Here is a 19,198-nt window from a genome sequence, read left to right as displayed (position 1 = left end):
TGCAGTCCCTTGACTGCCATCCGGGGCGATTCAGCCCAACCCCTGATGCAAAGCCCTGCACAGGGAAGGGTCATAGCTGAACGCGGCCTGGACAGCCCAGGCAATCACCCAGCCCCCACACAGCAAAAGCGCGCCCAGGCTGCCCAGTATCAACGTGCGTCGCATCTCGGGAAGTCAGGCCGGCTGCGTTTTGAGGTGGCGCACGCCATTGAACGCAAGGATCACTCCGACGAGATAGCCCATCATGCAAAGCAGCTGCATCGACAGCCACACTTCCTTGCCGGCCTTGATCGGCGAGTAGTAGAAACCCGGCCAGAACGCATCGACGACAAAGTAACCGATGAAACCGGTCAGGAAGATCGCCACCAGCGAGCCCTTGCATAGCCGCCGCGGCAGGTCACTGGCTGCTGCAAAATCATCCTTCGCCAATCGGGCCAATGTCGCATAAGCCGAGCCCATGGCAATCATGCCGATGGCGCCGACCATCACCATGCTGGTGCTGAGGGTCCAGGGGCAGCCAAACCAGAGCCCGACGTTGCGCAGGAACTCGGCGCCGGTATCCCAGCGTGCGCCGACCATATAGTGGCCGACGACACCCAGCCCCATCACCATGCCGAGAATCAGCATGCCGAAGCCGGATCGAACGAAACCTGCGCCCTGTACTTCATGGGTATTGCTCATGCCTGTCGCCTCTTCAATTGTGGTTGTGAACCTCGTGCGTGCGGAAAAATCATGGGACATGACAGAGCCGGCTTCGATCCCCCGCATGGGGGGAAGCGCCACGCCGGCAAACCACCCGACATTTCCTCGCACCAAAAGAACCTGAAGCAGAACCCTGGGTCTCACTGGACCCTTTCGATATCACCCATCTTCCAGGACTTGTCGAAAAACGCTTCGGTCGGCGCGTAAAAACGGAAATACGTGAACCAGCCCTCGCCCGGATTGGTTTGCACCCAGTTTTGCTCATGGCCTTTGACTGGCTTGGGACCGTAGTAGATGTCCACGGAGCCGTCGGCATTGGTCTTGAGTGTCGATTTGTCGGCGGCGATGTCGGGGGATTTCTGGTCATTGACGATCATCTGCCGTTCTTTCTCGTCATACACAGTCGAGGACCAGAACTGTTTGGCCGGAACGTTGGCGGGCACATGCAGCTTGTAGGTGTGCTCACCGCTGAGCCAATGACCGTCCTTGTCCTGATAGGTCACCAGGTAACGCTGGCCCACCCCCGGCGTCTGGGTAAGCATGGCCTTGGACACCGAGGCGGCTTCATAGAACCACGACGCTCGTTCGTCGAACTGATCCCAATTCGGTGCGCGTTGGTTGGTGCTTACATTGAGGGCGTTCTTCCATTTCGTGCCTGGCCAGAAAGCCGGTTCGAAACGCTTGGCATAGTTGTTGGCCTTGGCCATGGCCTGGCCGAGCACGGCGCCTTTTTCAAGCGCCGTCTTTTGAGCCGCATCAGGCGCAAACGGTTTGCCCTTCTCGATACCGAGAAAACGCAGGTGCTCCATCATGAAACGATCACGCTCCTCCACCACTTCCTGCTGCACCAACTGATCGATGCTCTTCCAGTAATCCATGCCAGTGCGTGGGGTCTGGCTCCAGGGCTGCTCGCCGGCCGGAACCACGGGCCAAGGCTCGCCAGGCTTGCCGTCGTTGTAGAGTGCGGTGCTGATCTGCGGCACCAGGGTCCTGACCGCTTCGTCCTTGTCCTTGCCCAACAGGCGGACGCCGAAAAACACGATGTTGGACTTTGCCTGCACCACGAAGTAACCCTCGGGGGCGACCTTTTCCTGCCCCGGCGGCAGCAGCAGATACTTGCCGCCCTGGCCTTTGTCCGGGCCCACCACGCCCAGGTCCTCCAGCACGCGCTGGTGCACATCCATCACCATGCCCGCCATCAGGCCCTTGGGCAGCGTCAGCACCAGCGGGCCGGTCCTGGACAGGTCGGCGAAGGTCCCGATATAGGGCGTGGTGTAGTTGGGCGTGAGGATGCCCTGCTTCTGTTTTTGGGTGATGTAGGACACCAACTGACCGTCACGCACCTTGAAGACGTTGTTCTGGGCGTTCTTCCATTCGATCATCCCGGCCACAGGAATACCCCACAGGTAGGCCTCGGTGGCCCGCATCACGTCCATCTCGCCCAGCAACCGGGTCATGGTGGCCTGCGTGGGATAGCCACTTTCGAATTGCAGTGGGCCCATCGCGGAGTCCACACCTTGCGCTTTGCCCGCCAACGCGGGAACAGACAGGGCCAACGTCGAACAGGCGATCAGCGAAGCGAGCAGGTTTCTGGCGAACGTCATAGCGGGTAGTCCCTGTATTTTTATTGGAGTCGAAGACGCAAATGAACGGTGACGACTCTGGCGCCGAACAGACTCGGGTTTGATCCCCTGATTGGGGGGAATCCGCCTCGCAATGGGCGAACGGCTCAACCGACCATGCCCAGCAGCTTGGCCTGGGCAATGGCCTGGGTCCGGCGAGAGACCCCAAGCTTGGTGTTGATCTTTTGCGCGTGGCTCTTGACGGTGTGCAGCGACAAATGCAGCCCTTCGGCGATTTCCCGATTGGACAATCCCTGGGCAATCATCTCCAGGACCGTGCGTTCACGACGGCTGAGCCTGACATCGCCGGGAGTCGTCATGGATGGCTGGCCGAGTACCGTCAGCCCCTGATTCTGCGAGCTGAAACTTCGTTCGATGCCGCTCAAACCCAATCGGCGCGACAGCCTCAAGCCTTCCATCAAGGCATGCCCGGCGTTCTTGCGTTGTCCGCAGAGATCAAAGGCTTGTGCAAGGCATAGCCACAGCTTGCACGCCAATGGCCAGCACCCCTGCGATTGCGCCCGCTGGAGCATGTCATCCAGGGGTTCATTGACGTCTCGGCCCGCGGCCAGGCGAGCCTGCAAAAGCTGCAACTGCATGCGCGGCAACAGCTCCGGGTGGCCCATAGGCGTCCTGCCCTGATACAACGCCAGGCATTGGCTCAATGCCCGCTCTGCCTTGGCAGGTTGCCCCTGGGTCAGCCAGAGTTTTGCGTAAGCCAGCGTCAACCGGCACTCATACACCGGCTCGGAAATTCGTTGCACCTGCAGCACGCGCGTTGCGTTGGCCAGATGAGCGAACGCCGCTCCCGGGTCATTCCTTTCACACGCCAGCCCGGCAAGCCCTACATAGCCCTCAAGTGCCCAAGGATCCCGGCACTCCAGACTGACCTCAAGTGCGGACTGAAAGTAACGTACCGCCTCTTCGTCACGCCCCAAATGCTCCAGAATCGCCGCTCGGCGCAAGCGGGTTCGGCCGACCAGCCAATCAGCCGCGTCCGTCGGCCCGACCTCGAGCTCGTGTTGCAAATGTTCAAGCAGCGTATCGGCGCGCGTGAGTTCGCCGCGCATCTCCAGCACATTGCTGTGCTGCAACAGCAACAGCGCTTCCAGGGTCAGACTGCCCTGTCGACGCGCCGCCGCCACGGCGCTGCGGATGAGTTGCCGCGCCTGTTCGATGCGACCTTGACCCAATGCCCATTCGATCAGCGTGGCCTGAGCCAGCAAGCGCTGCACCCAGTCCTCCTCCGCCAGGTGTTCCAGGGCATGTTGCAGATCCTCGTCGGGCGTTCGGGCCTGCGCGCGATAACAGGCAATGGCGACAGTCAATACTTGCCACTGTGCCCATGAGCTGCGATGCCTCTGCCCATCAGGCTGCGGCAGGCTGCGCTCCAGGCGATCGATCCAGTCTTGAGCCTTCTCCAGCTGACCACCGAGCAACAGCGACCAGGCGAAAAGGACTGACAGCTCAGGCGAGCCGCCGTCCAGTAACGGTGCCGGCAACCGATCCAGCCAGTGCAGCACCCGCGCCAGCTCCCGGCCTTGCAGCAAGCGCTCCAGGCTGAGGCTCTGCAACAGGGACACCGCGACTTCGTGTTGCCCGGCCAGCAACGCATATTCGATGGCTTCCTGGGGCTGTTGCGCCGCAATGCACCACTGGCAAGCACGGTGCAACAAGGCTTTTCTTTGCTCCGGGAACAGACGTGCCGCGAGTAGCCGGGCAACCGCTGGTTGCACGCAGTAGCGCTCAGCTTGCCGGTCCGGCGCGTCGATCAACAGCCCGGTCTCCTGCAACTGTCTTATGACACGACCGCTATCGACGGCCCCGAGCAAATGCCCGCAAAGGGCAGCATCGAAGCTCGGCAAACAGGCCAATGTGCTAAGCCACTCGCGCCACTGGGAGGACAGACCATCGAGTACCTCACTCTCCAGGTAACGCTCGATCAGCAAGTCGTTGCGGGCGAATTCAAAGCTCGACCCGTGCGATTGACCCAGCAGCTGCATCCTCACGCCCGCGTACCAGCCGCCCGTGGAGTTCAGCAATTGCCGGGCAGTGGCCGGCGCGAGTGGCAACGCTTCATGATCCAGCACCTCATCCAGTTCGGCATTCGTCAACGCCAGCTCGCGAGGCCCCAGCTCCAGCAGTTTTCTTTCCAGCAGCAATCGCATCAGTTGGCAGTTCGGGCGCCGCCGGCTGGCGATCCACCACTGCACCCGGTGCGAGGAAGACAACAGGAGCGTGTTCAGTAGGCTATCGAGCGCGTTGTCGGGCGAGCGCGGGTAATCGTCGAGCATCAGCCACAAGGGTGTTACCTGTTGCTCAAGGCAGGTTTGTATGCCCGTTAGGTCGGATTGCGCGGCGCCCAGTTGCGCTGCCAATGCGTCAAGCAACCCGCTTGCACCGACAGACTGCCCTTTCAGATCCAGCCAAAGCAGACGCATGTTCGGCGGGCAGTGCCGGGCGCATTCGCGCAGCAAAAAGGTTTTGCCACTGCCTGCCGGAGCACAAAGCAGGCGCACCCGACATTGGCTGTCGAGCAACACCTGGCGAAGTCGAGGGCGCGGCACAATGGCCAGTGAACAGAGTGGTGCAGTGCCCGGTTTGTTGTTGGTTTTGGCCAGGGACATGGGAAGCGCTCGAATCTTGGGTTCGATCAAGCCTAACGGGGCGAACACCCGGGGATGACCCCCTCGATGGGGGATGCCGGGTGATCGAGTGACGTTAAAAAAGAGCGGCCCGCAGGCCGCCCGAAAACGTGAAGAAACACCGTCGCAGCGATCAGAAGTTCACGCCAAAGCTCAATGCGGCAAAGTCGCGATCCACCGAGGTATTGAAGTCGCCGCCAAAGAAGTTGGTGTAGGACAGGCTCGCACTGTAGGTGTTGCGATACAGCGCATCGAGCCCCAGGCTGATGGCCTTGGTGCCCTCGGTGAACTGACCGTTGGGCCCATAGCCTTCAACATCGTGGGACCAGGCAATGTTCGGCTTCAGGTTGATCCCGGCAAAGACGTTGTTGTAGTCCCAGATGGCCCGGGCGCGGTACCCCCAGGAGGTGCTGGTCACGTAACCGTCGTCCTTGCAGAAGCGGGTCAGGTTTTTGCCGTTGGCCCCCACCGTACCCAGGTTGAGCTGGCGACAGGTATCGATCGTACCGCCGGCACTGGCCGGCAGCGGCCCCTGCCCAAAGACCGGGTCACGGCCATAGCGCACATCGGAACTGTTCTCCAGCCCACCCACATGCACGACGCCCACTTCACCTACCAGCGTCAGGCGGTCGGCGCCCATGACCTGATCGAAAAAGTGCGTCAGCGTGCTTTGGAACTGGGTGATTTCCTTGCGGCGATAGCCATGCAGGTCCTCGCCGGGCGTAGCGTCCAGCAGCGATGCGTTGGGCAGCACCGGGCCACCCAGCGGGCCGACCGCGGCAAACAGGATGTCCTGGGTGTTCAATTGCACCGGCGCATTGGGTCGGTAGCTGACTTCACCGGCCCAGGCGGTGCCGGTCGGCAGCGTCGTGGAGAAACTCAAGCCGTAGAGATGGATATCCTCCGGGTACTCGATGAAGTATTGCGAATTGGCCGCGACGGCAATCGGCTGCAAGGCGGCAGCAGGTCCGGTCAACACCGCCCGGGCCCTGTTGTAGACCTGCTGGTTGGCCGCCGTGGCACTGAAGAACGGCAAGCGGCTGTGGTAATTCATGTAGTAGCCGCCGAACTCGGTGTCGAGTGCGTCCGACATGTAGCGCAAGGCCACACCGAACTGGCCGCTGTCTCGCGCATCCCGATCCGCGCCACGGGGAACCTTGACACCTTCCTGATCGATATCGGCGCCGAAAACGTTCTGCAAGGCCGCCACCCCGCCCGCCGGAAGCGCCGAGCGCGGCGACAGTACACGAAGGTTATTGTCGCAGCCATCGGCCACCACATCCGGCTGGGAGAAAAAGGTCCCGCAGTTGTCGATGACCGTCTGATCCCACTCAAGCTGATAGAAGGCTTCGGCTGCCAGGTTTTCGGTCAGGGTCTGGGAAACATAGAACATGTTGACCGGAATCAGGCCTTCCTTGATTTCCGCACCGGGGCGACGGAACGCGGCCGCATCGATCGGGTTGATCGAGTTGATGCCGTTCTGGATGAAGGTGCTTTCACCCCAACTCACCACTTGCTTGCCCAGACGCACGGAGCCTGGCTGCTCGGCGATCTGGTAGTTGTGATAGACGAACGCATCGAGAAGCTGCGTACCGGACGATTTGGCGCCCTCCTTTCGTCCATTGTCATCGATGTCCTTGAACGGACGGCTTTCGTCCTTGAGTTCGAAGTCGTACCAATATTTGCCGCGCATGAAAACGCCGGTGTCGCCGTACTTGAGCTCGAGGTCGTGAATGCCTTTGAAGATCTTGGAAAAGGTTTTGTTTTTTTCGAAGTTCAAATGCCCGTCATCGGAGGTCTGCGCCAGACCATTGCCGCCATTGTTGCCGCCGATCAGGTCCTGATCGGGGCTGCTGGTCGCCCAACTGGCACCAATGGACAACGAAGAGTCAAACGAACCGTCGATTTCGCCGATGTTGAAGGCAACAGCCTGTGCGTCTACGACACAGCCCAGTGCGATGGCGGCTGCCAGTGCTGTGCGCTGGAAAATCCAGCCCTTGTTGAGGTTATGCATGCGGCTCCCCTATTGGTTTTTATTGTTGGCAGCCAACGCTAATTGCACCCTCTTGAACCCGGTAAGAGACAAAGTAGTGATTCGTAAATCTCATACCCTGGTATGAAAAAGCCAGGCCCCCCGTGCCAGAGCCCTGCGCTGATTTTCCCCCCGCCGCCGCCCCCCCATCCGGGGGACGTTCTACCCCGCGCATGATCGCTAGTTTGTGCTCAAGGCGAACGCCTTCGCCCGCATTGCCGGGCGCATTCAAGCAAGTCCGTCCCACACATGCTCGCCGAGGAAAGACTCATGACTCCAATAACAACCTGGCTAAAAGCCGGGGCTCTGTCCCTCACTGCACTCTCAGGCGCAGTCCTGGCCGCCGTTCCCGCCGATGAAGCCGCCCAGTTGGGCAAGACCCTGACCCCGGTAGGTGCCCAACAGGCCGCCAACGCCGATGGCAGCATTCCGGCATGGACCGGAGGGCTCGGCAAAACCGCCGCCGCGGTCGACGCCAATGGCTTCCTCGGCAACCCCTTTGCCAACGAGAAGCCGTTGTTCACCATTACCAAGGCGAACATGGCGCAGTACAAGGACAAGCTGACGCCGGGTCAGATCGAGATGTTCACGCGCTACGGCGACAGCTACAAGATGCCGGTTTACCCGACCCATCGTACGGCCGCCCTGCCCGACTCGGTGTATGCCGCGGCGAAGAAAAACGCCACCACCACGCAACTGGTCGAAGGCGGCAACGGCCTGCAGAACTTCGACACCGCCATCCCTTTTCCCATTCCCAAGACCGGCGTGGAAGTGGCCTGGAACCATATCACCCGTTACCGCGGCGGCAGCTTCCGCCGGGTCATCGCCCAGGCCACACCGCAAACCAACGGCAGCGGCACGCTGGTGACGTTCCAGGATCAGTTCACCTTCCGCACCCAGCTCAAGGACTACAATCCGGCGGAGCCGAGCAACGTGATGTTCTATTTCACCCAGCGCGTACTGCAGCCGGCACGCCTGTCGGGTGACGTGCTGCTGGTGCATGAGACGATCGATCAGGTCAAGGAACCGCGCATGGCCTGGATGTACAGCGCCGGACAGCGCCGGGTTCGCCGTGCTCCGCAGGTGTCCTATGACGGTCCAGGCGTGGCCACCGATGGCCTGCGCACTTCCGATAACTACGACATGTTCAACGGTGCACCGGACCGCTACGACTGGAAGTTGATCGGCAAGAAGGAAATCTACATTCCTTACAACAGCTTCGCGCTGGCCTCGACCCAACTCAAATACAGCGACATCCTCAAGCCCGGCCATATCAACCAGGACCTGGCGCGTTATGAACTGCACCGTGTCTGGGAAGTCGAGGCGACCCTCAAGCCCGGTGAGCGCCATATCTATGCCAAGCGTCATTTCTACTTCGACGAGGACACCTGGCAGGCTGCCGAGATCGATCACTACGATGGCCGCGGCATGCTCTGGCGCGTCGCCGAAGCCCATGAAATGCAGATGTACGACCATCAGGTTCCGTACTATGCCCTGGAAACCCTGTATGACCTGCAATCGGGTCGCTACCTGGCGCTGGGCATGACCAACGAGGAGAAGCGTTTCTATGACTTCGACTTCCAGGCATCCACCGCTGACTACAGCCCTGCTGCACTTCGCTCGGCCGGGGTGAAGTAGAGGCCAGCGACGCGGCAAGCTGTGCTCCTGCAGGCCCACGACACCCCCACCTGTTGGGTGTGTCCCCCCCAATCCGTAGGAGCCAGGCTTGCCGGCGAAGGCGTTGTCATGGCCGGCGCTTGACGCGGGGCCGCCTTCGCGGGCGAGCCTCGCTCGTACAGCACCCACCTGCTGGGTGCGTCTCCCCCCAATCCGTAGGAGCCAGGCTTGCCGGCGAAGGCGTTGTCATGGCCGGCGCATGACACGAGGCCGCCTTCGCGGGCGAGCCTCGCTCCTACAGCGCCCACCTGCTGGGTGCGTCTCCCCCCCAATCCGTAGGAGCCAGGCTTGCCGGCGAAGGCATTTTCACGGCCGGTGCATGACGCGAGGTTGCCTTCGCCGGCAAGCCTGGCTCCTACAAGGCGATGGCGTTTTCATGGGCCGGCGCATGACGCGAGACTGCCTTCGCCGGCAAGCCTGGCTCCTACAAGGCGAAGGCGTTTTCAATGCCGCCGCAGGACGCATGGACGCCATCGCGAGCAGGCTCGCTCCCACAATGGTCCTGCGTCGTACATGGAGGTTTGGGGCCGCCACAAATCTGTAGGAGCCAGGCTTGCCGGCGAAAGCGTTTTCAGGGCCGACGCATGATACGAGGCCGCCTTCGCCGGCAAGCCTGGCTCCTACAGGGCGAAGGCGTTTTCATGGTCGGTGCGTGACGCGCGGCCGCCTTCGCCAGCAAGCCTGGCTCCTACGGGGCGAAGGCGTTTTCATGGACTCGTGGCTCGTTTCAATCCACCCGGCGAATGGCTGGCGGTGCCCATTCACCCTTGAAGATCGCAGGGTCGGTCGCGCGGTAGGCCCGCAGAATCAGCTGAAAAGGTCCATCGGGACTCGGCAGCCAATTGGTTTCATGCCCTTGCGGAACCTCGCGCTGGATGTAGACGTCCAGCGAACCGTCGGCGTTGTATTTGAGCGTCTTGTCCACGCTGTTGACGGTCCAGCGCTGTATCGGGTTGGGATAGAACAGCCGCTCGGGAAGCCGGTAGATGGTCAGCCCCCAGTAAGCCTGCACCGCCGGGAAAGCACCTTTGTCAAAATGCAGGACATAGCGCCTGTCGCCCTTGAGCGGTTGCCCCTCTGTGTCGGCAATTCCAGCCATCGCCGCGTACTCGTCGGCGGTGTTGGAATAGATGCCCCGATGGGCAACCCCGGCGCGTTGCAAATAGTCATGACCGAAGGCGCCTACCGGCTGATCCAACTGCGGCACACCCCAGCCATTGACCACTTTGGTTCGCGCCGTGGCCGAACGGTCCTGGACCAGTTGCCAGCCGTCGACGACGGCTTTTTGCAAGGCTTCACGGGTGGCCGAATCGAGTTTCTCCGGATCGAAATCCAGGCCCGGACCTACCCCGATTCGACGAAATTGAGCCCACAGTGCTTCTTCTCCGGGGCGCGGACCGGCGTCTGCCATGGCACGGTTGAGCACGCGGAAAAATTCCAGCGATGTCGACAACGCCTGTTCCTCCTGGGGCACCGCGCGACGTGGGTCGTCGGCGGGCAACTCGGCAGCCTTCCAGTCTGTCCTGGCCTTGTAGGCCGATAATGGCTCGAGACTGAACTGCTGCTGCACCACCCGTGTGCGTTTCGCCAGATCGTCGCGGTCTTCGAAGAAAGTACGCAGCAGGATAAAACCGTTGTGGGTGTCGACCGGTACAGCGGTGACGCCCTTGGGCAAGGTCCCCTTCCAGCCGGGTCCGACCAGGGCATAGTCGCCGGGCCCGTTACCCACCGAACGCCTGGAGATATTGGCCACGGTCTCGGTGTATCCATCGGTCACCTGAGCGGTCCAGTAGCGCATGCCCTGAGTGTCGGGGACATGCAGGATGATCGGCTCCCTGCTCAAATCCAGGCAGGCCTGCGAGTACAGCAGATCGCCATTGGGCGTCACGAACAAACGGTACTGATCATCGGCCGGTGCCGGCTCGTGGCGAAAGCTGTTCAGCGCGGCATGATGGCGGAAGTCCGGATCCAGCAGGCGCGAACACACGCGATAGTTCTCGACCGCAGGCCAACCATAAATGTAGGCCTGGACACCCAGCGAGTAGGCGTCCAGCTGGCGGGCACGGTACATCACCTTCATCGCCGGGGTTTCGCCGGGCTCGACTCGGTCGGCCCGAATGCTGTCGACTGGCGGCGGCTGGATACTCTGCGGGGAGATGGCGGCTAATGCGGTCGTGCTCATGAGGGCCAGCGTGAACACACCCGGATGCAGCGAATGGCGCATAGGTATTTCCTTTTTCATGATTGCGTGGGAAGCAAAAAAAAGCGGAACACCGGGTTCGCCGATGCTCCGCCAAAAACCGGCGCAGTACTGAGGGTTACTGCGCCAGGTAGCCGCCGTCGACCACCAGGTCGGAACCGGTCATGTAGCTGGAATCGTCCGAGGCCAGGAACAGCGCGGCCTTGGCAATTTCGTAAGGTTCGGCGAGGCGCCCCAGTGGAATACGCTGTTGCAGGTACGCCTGGAACTGCTGGGCCGCGTCATCGCCAATATTCTGCAAACCGCCACTGATCATCGCTGTCGCGACATAGCCGGGGCACAGGTTGTTGATGCGGATTCCATATCCCTGGCGAGCGCAGTGAGCGGCGGCGGCACGGGTGAAGATCCGTACGCCACCCTTGCTCGCGTTGTAGGACGGCACCATGGGTTCGCCGATGATGCCTTCGATCGAGGCCACGTTGATGATCGAGCCGCCATGGCCTTTCATGGCGGCGATGGCTTGCTGGGTGCCGAGAAAGACACCGTCCAGGTTGATCGCGTTGGTCTTGCGCCACTGCGCCAGGGTCAATTGCTCGACGTTGGCAAGGATGGCGATGCCGGCGTTGTTGACCAACACATCGAGCCGCCCCCAGCGCTCGATCACCGCGTCCATTGCCTGCTGCCATTGCTCTTCGCTGCTGGCATCGTGGCAAAAGAACGCGGCGCTCAAGCCCTCTTCCTGCAAGCGTGCGACAGCCTGCGCACCTCGGGTTTCATCGATATCGGTCAACAGGACTTTGGCGCCTTCGCGCAAGTAAGCCTCGGCAATCGCCAGGCCAATGCCATTGGCGGCGCCCGTGACCAGGCACACCTTTTCAAGCAAACGAGTCATTGCACATCTCCCGGAAAAATTGAATCAGCAGGCGCTGGCGCCACCGTCGATCACGATTTCGCTGCCGGTGCTCCAGCGCGAAGCGCTTGAAGCCAGGAACAGCACCGCGCTGGACACATCCTCAGGCTGCCCGTAGCCGATAGGATGCAGGGACTCGATGTAGGCATCGGCCGTTGCTTCATCCGGTGCGAGGCCGGTGGCAGCGAAACCGCGCACGACATTGGCGCCCATGTCGGTCTTGACGATGGCCGGGTGAATCGAATTGACGCGAATGCCATAACCCAGTCGCGCAAACTCCACCGCGGCCGATTTGGTCATCAAGCGTACGGCCCCCTTGGACGAGCAATAACCGCCCAACGCCGGCATACCGACCAGCCCGGCCACGGAAGACAAGTTGATGATCGAACCGCCCTTGCCCGCCGAACCCTGCGGACGCATGGCCCGCGCCGCATGCTTGATCCCCAGGAATACACCGGTGACATTGATCTCCTGCATCTGGCGGAAGTCCTCGACACTGGCTTCGGTGAACAGCGCGACCTTCTCGATGCCGGCGTTGTTGACCAGCACATCCAACCCGCCAAAGGCCTCGACCGTCGCCTTTACCACCTGTTCCCAGTGCTGCTCGTTGGTGACGTCATGCCCCAGTGCCAGCGCTTCGCCGCCGAATGCGCGAATGCGCTCGGCGACCGCCTCGGCCTCGGCCATCAAGACATCGCTGACCATCACCCTGGCCCCGGCCTTGGCCAGGGTCTCGGCGGTTTCGGCACCCAGGCCCCGCGCGCCGCCGGTGACGAGGGCGACCTTGCCCTCCAGGGCAAAGCTTTTGAATACAGTGTTCATAATCGACTCTCTTGTTTTGGGTCACGCCGGATGCCGGCGCAGGAAATCCACGAACAGCCAGGCGAACAACACATCCCCGAGCGCCAGCGCCGGCAGCGGCCAACTGATATGCCCGGCCAGCCAGTGGCTATAAATGGCGATCACCACCAGGCACTTGCCCAGCACACCCAGACCGACATAGGGCCGAAAGCGTGCCGGTGAACGGGCAACGCACAGGTAAGCGACACCGAACGTGGCAATCAGCATCAACCCCAGGTCACGCAGGGCGAAATTGCTGCCGGTAGGTTCATTGAGTTGCAGCAAGGGGCTCAGCCAGGGGTTGAGCAACAGCAGGCCCAGGACCACCGCCCAGTTGAACAGTGCAGCGGAACCAAACAGCCAGCGAGCGTGAATCAGCATGCCTGGCCCTCCTTCGCGCCGACCTTGAACGGTGCCAGCAAGATCCGTGGCGACGGCAACAACAGGCCGCTGCCGGACTTGTAGTGCGCCCAGCCGGGATGGCGCGACAGCGAAGCATCCTTGGCCAGCATGCGCGGCAGAAACAGACCGACCCAGCACCACAGCACCACCACCCAGCCCAGCCAATGCGCAGCCAGCACCGCGTAGGTGCCATAGATCATGATTTCGCCGAGGTAGTTGGGATTGCGGGTGTAGGCAAACACACCGTCGGTGATCAGCCCTTTGCGCAGTTTGAGGATGAAGTTCTTTTGCAGGTCGGCGGCGACCATCAGCACCACGCCCAGGGTGTGCACGGCAATGCAGGCCGCCAACAACGGATAGCCAGGCTCGATATGCCGCGAGATGAACAGATACGGCAACGCCCAGTACCAGGCAATCAGGCCCAGGTACAACACCGCCGTACCGGCCAGGGTGATGCGCCGATCGAAATTGGCATCGCGGCACGTCGCATCCTTGATCAACCAGCAATAGCCATAGACGCCATGCAAGCCCAGGTAGACCCAGGCGCCGAAGGTGAAGTTATCGAAATGACACATCATCGCGAAGATGATGAAACCGGTAATCACCTTGTGCGTATTGACGGCCCAGGCCATTTTCAGGGGCCGGGGACCGCCACCCAGATCTTCCGTCAGATAGGTCGTGATGCGTTGCGCATGCCGCACCCAGGCAGGGGCCGGTTGTGCAGCAGAAATGCTGGAGCGGGTCATTATTGTTCTCCATGGGCACACAGTCGTCCGCAGCCCGGTACGCGGCCTGTGCAGCGCACGACCGACCTGCGGACAGGCAAACAGGGTTACGCAGGCAACGCGCTGCAGAAGCCCAATTCGTGGAAGCGCTCGATCAGCTCACGGTGACCGAAGGCCTTGGCCGGCGACTGAAAGCCGTTGTTCTTCAACAGGCCATCGAGCAGGCGCTGTGCCCCTTCGGCGCAGATCTCGCCCGTCCAGGTATAGGCAGCGGAGAGGTTCATCACGTAACTGGTGGTGACCCGACGGCCCTGGCCGTGGCAGACGATCACACCGCGCTGCACATCGACCGAGTCCTTGGGTGGCTCGCCGCTGTCCATCTGGTCGCCCATGGCATTGGTGAAGGCTTCGCGCTGTTGCTGGTTCATGCCCGGTGCGGCGGCGTTGAAGGCTTTGATCGCCTGGATCACCGGGCCGATCATGTGTTCGCCGACGGCGGTGAGCACCTTGCAATTGCGCACGCGCGGATCGTTCTTGAACCATACCGGTTCGCACGCACCGCCCCACGGGTGGGCACTGAGCATGGCATTGCGATACGGAACGGCCACCTGATAGGCCACGTCGTTTGGCCATGCCTTGTATTCGTTCTGCTCCAGGTAGTACTGCGACACGTCGTTGCACACCATGCGCAGGAACGACTTGGTCGAGGCCTCGGACGGTAGGCCGTTGTCGATCTGGTAGCAGATATCCAGGCTGTCGACTTCCGGATTTTCCAGCACCACCTCGGCGGCCATGGAGCCGGCCGCCCACATGAAGGAGTTGGCCGGGCACAACAGCAGGCCTTTGGCGGCAAACGCCTGACCGTACTTTTCACCGATGGCGATCGTCCAGTCCTGTTCACCGGTGGTATCCAGGTAGTGGCAGCCCGCTTCCAGGCATGCCTCGACCACCGGCCAGGCGATCTGCATGAAAGGCCCGGCGACGTTGATGACCACATCGACGTCGGCGAACAGCGGCAGCAACTCTTCTACGGTGTTGTTGGCCGTGACGATGGCGGCGTCGACGACCTGGCCATGGCGCTCTTCGACGATAGCCAGTGCAGCTTCCAGCCGTTCACGGGTGCGGCCGGCCATGTAAAACGGGATGTTGCGCCGGGCCAGGGATTCGGCAACCAGTTTGCCGGTGTAACCGCTGGCGCCATAGATCAGTACCTTGCGAGCTGCGGACATGGTGATTCCTCTTGTTATTGGTCTGGGGGGGAGTCAGCGGACTTCGTGATGTACACAGGCCGGCTGTTGTTCAAACGCTTCGAGCAGGAATCGATCCTGGGGTTTTTCCGAGGCGGTCTTGGGGATTTGCGCCAGCACCTGCAAGTAGCTCGGTACGAAGTTGGCTTCGAGCTTCTGGCGGCAGACGCGATAGATGTGTTGCGGATCGAAGCTTTCCAGATCCTTGGGCACCACCGCTGCGACGACGTCCTTTTCACCCGGCACACCGCTGGCCGCAGCAACGCCGTAGACATAGACGTCGTCGACTTCCGGACATTCGGCGATGGCCTTCTCGATGAAAGCGCTGTTGATGAAGTCGCCGTTACGGCGGATGCCACTGCCTTTGCGGTACTGGAAAAACAGCCAACCCTCGGCGTCTTCCACCACCACATCGCCCATGTGCAGCCAGCCGCCCTGGCACTTCTTCGCCGAGGCTTGCGGGTTGTTGAAATACTCGACTTTGTAGGCGCTGCCATCGACAGGCTGGAACAACAGCTCGCCCGGTGTACCCGGCGCACAGTCCTGCCCTTGTTCATCGATGATGCGGTAACGCAGGTTGGGCACTGCCTTGCCGATGCTGCCGACCGGGCCATGGCCAATCGGCTTGATCGTCAGCCCCCCTTCGGCCGCACCGTAAAACTCCAGCATCTGCACACCGAAGCGCTGCTCGAAGTCACTCCAGATTGCCTTGGGCATGCCGGCGGAAATCACGAAACGAACCGGGTTGTCGGCATCATCCGCACGCTTTGGCTCGGCATACAGCGCGGTGGTCATGCCCCCGAGCAAGGTGAAGCTGGTGCAGCCGAAACGCCGGGTAATGTCCCAGAGCCTGGACTTGGTGAAACGACGGGACAGGACACAGGACAACCCCAGTGCCAACGACGCGCCGAGCGTGACCAACTGGGCGTTGGCGTGTGTCAGCGACAGCCCCGAATACGGCTTGTCATCGGTGCGATAGCCGAAGACACGATCGGTGATCAGCGCGGTTTCGCAATAGCGCTTGTGCGTCATGACGATCCCTTTCGGGTCGCCTGTGGTGCCGGAGGTGAAGATCAACTGCATGGGCGAGTCAGCGCCCAGCTCCGCCAACGGGTGCTCCTCGTCCCCGATCGGCAGTGCATCGGCATACCGGGTCACGCCCGGTGCATCCAGCACGCCCGGATCGCATTCATCGGTCGGCAATCCGACGATCCACCGCGTGTGCTGCAACTGATCGCGCACCGCCAACAGGTTGCCCAGCGCATAGTCGGCGGCAATCACGCCCTTGCACTGTGCGTTGTCGAGGAAGAACGCCAGTTTGTCGCCCTTGGCGCGTGGGTCGATCGGCACGAACACGGTACCGGTGATCGCCGCTGCCACCATCGCATCGACAAATTGCACGTGGTTGGCCATCAGCAGCGCGAAGCAATCGCCCGGCTGTAAACCGAGTCGGGTCAGGCCCCAGGCCAGGCGATGGCCGTTGCACCACAGTTCGCGGTACGTGCGGGTCTCGACCGGGCTCTTGTTGCCGTTTTCAACGGTAAGCACCTCGACGTCCGGTTTGCTCAAGGCGCGGTTGCCGATCAGGCCGGCAAAGTTCAAATCGCTATGGACACTCATTTCAAGTCTTCCCGTACCAGCAAACTCACCACTGTCGCAGCCGCGTCCAGACCGATCGCACCGCCGCCGTTATGGGCCAGGCCGATGCGCGCGCCCTGTACTTGCCGGTCACCGGCACGCCCTTGCAATTGCTCGGTCAGTTCGACGATTTGCGCGCAACCGCTGGCGCCGACCGGATGGCCTTTGCGCAACAGGCCGCCGGACGTGTTGACCGGGATCCGGCCACCCAGGCGGGTCGCGCCGCTTTCCAGCAGGTGGATGCCTTCGCCCGGCAGGCAGAGGCCGAGGTACTCGTAGGCCATCAGCTCCGAGGGCGCCGAAGCATCGTGAAGCTCGACGCAGGACAGATCGCTCGGGCCGATGCCCGATGCTTCGTAAACCTGCCGCGCCGCCAGGGCACCGACACTGTCACCCGGTTGATCGAAGTCCCAGCCGGACACCAGGGCGGAGGCTGCGACCCGCACCGGATTTTTCAGGCCCAGCTCACGCGCCTTGCGCTCGCTGACCACAATGACGGCTGCCGCGCCATCACCAATCGGCGAACACATGGGCAATGTCAGCGGATCGACGATTGCGCGGGCCGCCAGCACCTGCTCGACACTCAGCACCTCGCGAAACTGCGCACGTGCATTGAGGCTGCCATGGAAGGAATTCTTGGCGGCGATCATGGCGAAGTGCTCGGCGGTGGAGCCGTACTGCTTCATGTGTTTCTTGGCCATCATCGCGTAGATGTCCATGAACACCGATCGCGTGCTGCCCGCGCCTTCGGCGACGAACGGCTCGCCTGCCGCTTCAGCCAGTTTCTTGATGACATTCACCGCGCCATCGGGGTCTTCCACATCCACGGCGCTGGAGAACGCCCCCAGACTGCGGGCCTTGTCTTCGTGGAAGAGCTTTTCATAGCCGCACACCAGGGCGATGTCGTAGTAACCGGCGCTGACCATGGCGCAGGCTTGTTGAAACGCGGTGGAGGACGACGCGCAGGCGTTTTCCACGTTGATCACCGGGATCTTGCCGATGCCCATGCCACGCAGGACCACCTCGCCACGAATCATTTCCTGACCGGTGACCACGCCCGCCGCGGCGTTGCCCATCCACGCCGCCTGCAGCTGCGCCTTGTCCAGGCCGGCATCATTGAGCGCGAGCTGGATCGCCTGCCCCGCCAGGCTCTTGAGTGTCTTGTCCAGGTGCTTGCCGAACGGCACCATGCCGACCCCGGCGATATATGCATTCATCTTCATGCCAGGTTCCTCATAGCCTCGAAACCAGGGTGCCGCCCTTGATGGCGAGCATCTCGTTGCAACCGTCCTCGATCATCGAGGCACGGGCATCGCGCAACAGCTTTTCGACCGGATACTCGCGAGTCACGCCGTTGCCCCCGAACATCTGGATGGCTTGCGAAGCCACGTCGAAAGCGGTCTGGGTCGCGGTGATTTTCGCGGCGATAGAACCTTGCAGGGCCGGTTGCGGCGCGACATGGTTGAAGTAGATGGCGCGACGAGCCAGGGCACGGGAGGCCTCGACCCGGGTAAACATGTGGAACAGGCGATGGCGCACGTTCTGGTGCTGAATGATCGGCACGCCGCCCTGCTTGCGCTGATGCGCATAATCATGGGCATGCTCGTAGGCGGCCCGGGCCGTGCCCGTCCAGATCACCCCCATCAGGCCATTGGCCTCGGTCAGAATGCCCTGCTCGGCCTTGATGTAGTCTTCGGGGCCGGCGACCAGGTGATCCAGCGGCAGGCTGACATTGTCGAAATACAGCTCGCCTTGCGGCAGCGCGCGCTGGCCCATCTTGTCCAGCGGAGTGCCACGGCTGACCCCTTCGCTGTCCAGCGGCACCAGCACCACGCAACGCTTGTCGGTACCCGAACCGTCGTCGTAACCGCAGAACAGGATGCAGGTCTGGGCAATCGGGCCGTTGGAGACCCAGGCAGACTTCTGCCCGTTGATGACGATCCGCTCGCCCTGGATTCGGGCGTAGCAATTGAGCCGGCCATGGCTCACGCCGGGGTGGCGGGTATGGCCGCTGCTGTCGAGCATGTCCGAGCCATGATCGGGCTCGGTAATGCCCCAGCAACCGATGGGCTGGGCGGCATAACGTTCGATCAGGTCGTGACGGCCCATCAGATTGAGCACGATGCTGGGGATCATGGACGCCCCGAGCATCACGGCCAGGCCGCCATCGCCGTAGCCCAGTTCCTCGAACACCAGGCACATCAGGCGCGCCTGATCGGTGGGTGGCAAGGCCAGCATGTCGGCCAGCGTAATGCCCAGCTTGGAGAACTCCTCGAACACCTGCCACAGGGGCGAATCGGCGGCGATCACCTCGCCTGGCGTCATGTGATCCAATCGTTGGCCGATGGGGCGCATCACCTTGTTGGCGAAGCGCCGGGCGCTGAGCTGCATCGATGTTTCCAGCTCGTTGAGATCCGCATCAAGGCCTGTAGGCTCGAGCTCGGTGCGAAAGGCATACCCGGTCATTCTTGTTTTCTCCGGTCAGTGGCGGTGTGCAGTCACACCCGATGGTGTGGCTGTCGCGTTTGAGACGAGTTAGATACTATTCGCCGAACTTT

The 19,198-nt window shown here is 61.8% G+C and carries 14 protein-coding genes; 1 reads left to right on the top strand and 13 read right to left on the bottom strand.

Annotated features, from left to right (window positions below):
• Positions 1-174 precede the first annotated feature (174 nt).
• The 4 genes from ACQKP2_RS04570 to ACQKP2_RS04555 all read right to left on the bottom strand — a co-directional run bounded on the left by ACQKP2_RS04570 (position 175) and on the right by ACQKP2_RS04555 (position 6,983).
• Positions 175-681 carry a hypothetical protein gene (locus ACQKP2_RS04570; protein WP_427574712.1) on the bottom strand — a complete coding sequence of 169 codons (507 nt, stop codon included), beginning with the start codon at positions 679-681 and terminating at the stop codon, positions 175-177.
• A 161-nt stretch (positions 682-842) separates the two neighbouring features.
• Positions 843-2,306, bottom strand: a complete 1,464-nt coding sequence (locus ACQKP2_RS04565; RefSeq protein ID WP_427574710.1) for a DUF1254 domain-containing protein — start codon at positions 2,304-2,306, stop codon at positions 843-845.
• 125 nt (positions 2,307-2,431) lie between these two features.
• Positions 2,432-4,951, bottom strand: a complete 2,520-nt coding sequence (locus ACQKP2_RS04560; protein ID WP_427574708.1) for a LuxR C-terminal-related transcriptional regulator — start codon at positions 4,949-4,951, stop codon at positions 2,432-2,434.
• A gap of 151 nt (positions 4,952-5,102) precedes the next feature.
• On the bottom strand, positions 5,103-6,983 hold the full coding sequence (locus tag ACQKP2_RS04555) for a DUF1302 domain-containing protein (protein WP_427574706.1): 1,881 nt from the start codon (positions 6,981-6,983) through the stop codon (positions 5,103-5,105).
• A 288-nt stretch (positions 6,984-7,271) separates the two neighbouring features.
• Here ACQKP2_RS04555 and ACQKP2_RS04550 point away from each other — a divergent pair, with 288 nt between their 5' ends.
• A complete protein-coding gene (locus tag ACQKP2_RS04550; RefSeq protein WP_427574705.1) occupies positions 7,272-8,639 on the top strand; it encodes a DUF1329 domain-containing protein in 1,368 nt (455 codons plus the stop codon).
• 766 nt (positions 8,640-9,405) lie between these two features.
• On the opposite strand, the gene ACQKP2_RS04545 is transcribed toward ACQKP2_RS04550, so the two are convergent.
• From ACQKP2_RS04545 to ACQKP2_RS04505, 9 genes are all read right to left on the bottom strand, one after another.
• Positions 9,406-10,902, bottom strand: a complete 1,497-nt coding sequence (locus tag ACQKP2_RS04545; protein ID WP_427574704.1) for a DUF1254 domain-containing protein — start codon at positions 10,900-10,902, stop codon at positions 9,406-9,408.
• A 94-nt stretch (positions 10,903-10,996) separates the two neighbouring features.
• Positions 10,997-11,770, bottom strand: coding sequence for a glucose 1-dehydrogenase (locus tag ACQKP2_RS04540; RefSeq protein WP_427574702.1), 774 nt, complete (start codon positions 11,768-11,770; stop codon positions 10,997-10,999).
• 24 nt (positions 11,771-11,794) lie between these two features.
• Positions 11,795-12,610: an SDR family NAD(P)-dependent oxidoreductase gene (locus tag ACQKP2_RS04535; RefSeq protein ID WP_427574700.1), complete on the bottom strand. Its 816-nt coding sequence runs from the start codon at positions 12,608-12,610 to the stop codon at positions 11,795-11,797.
• Between the two features lie 21 nt (positions 12,611-12,631).
• On the bottom strand, positions 12,632-13,009 hold the full coding sequence (locus ACQKP2_RS04530; protein WP_427574698.1) for a hypothetical protein: 378 nt from the start codon (positions 13,007-13,009) through the stop codon (positions 12,632-12,634).
• Positions 13,003-13,776: a methyltransferase family protein gene (locus ACQKP2_RS04525; protein WP_427574697.1), complete on the bottom strand. Its 774-nt coding sequence runs from the start codon at positions 13,774-13,776 to the stop codon at positions 13,003-13,005. Before ACQKP2_RS04525 ends, ACQKP2_RS04530 begins: the two co-directional genes overlap by 7 nt.
• A gap of 86 nt (positions 13,777-13,862) precedes the next feature.
• Positions 13,863-14,984 (bottom strand): saccharopine dehydrogenase family protein, encoded by a 1,122-nt coding sequence (locus ACQKP2_RS04520; RefSeq protein WP_427574695.1) that lies wholly within the window; start codon positions 14,982-14,984, stop codon positions 13,863-13,865.
• Positions 14,985-15,017: 33 nt separating this feature from the next.
• Positions 15,018-16,622 (bottom strand): AMP-binding protein, encoded by a 1,605-nt coding sequence (locus ACQKP2_RS04515; protein ID WP_427574693.1) that lies wholly within the window; start codon positions 16,620-16,622, stop codon positions 15,018-15,020.
• Entirely contained in the window at positions 16,619-17,863 is a 1,245-nt protein-coding gene (locus ACQKP2_RS04510) for a thiolase family protein (RefSeq protein WP_427574691.1), read from the bottom strand. Before ACQKP2_RS04510 ends, ACQKP2_RS04515 begins: the two co-directional genes overlap by 4 nt.
• 10 nt (positions 17,864-17,873) lie before the next feature.
• Positions 17,874-19,106 (bottom strand): acyl-CoA dehydrogenase family protein, encoded by a 1,233-nt coding sequence (locus ACQKP2_RS04505; RefSeq protein ID WP_427574690.1) that lies wholly within the window; start codon positions 19,104-19,106, stop codon positions 17,874-17,876.
• Between the last annotated feature and the right edge of the window lie 92 nt (positions 19,107-19,198).

This window comes from Pseudomonas sp. NPDC089569 (assembly GCF_050280625.1).
Classification (GTDB): Bacteria; Pseudomonadota; Gammaproteobacteria; order Pseudomonadales; family Pseudomonadaceae; genus Aquipseudomonas.
This window is presented reverse-complemented; position numbering and strand designations above follow the sequence as displayed.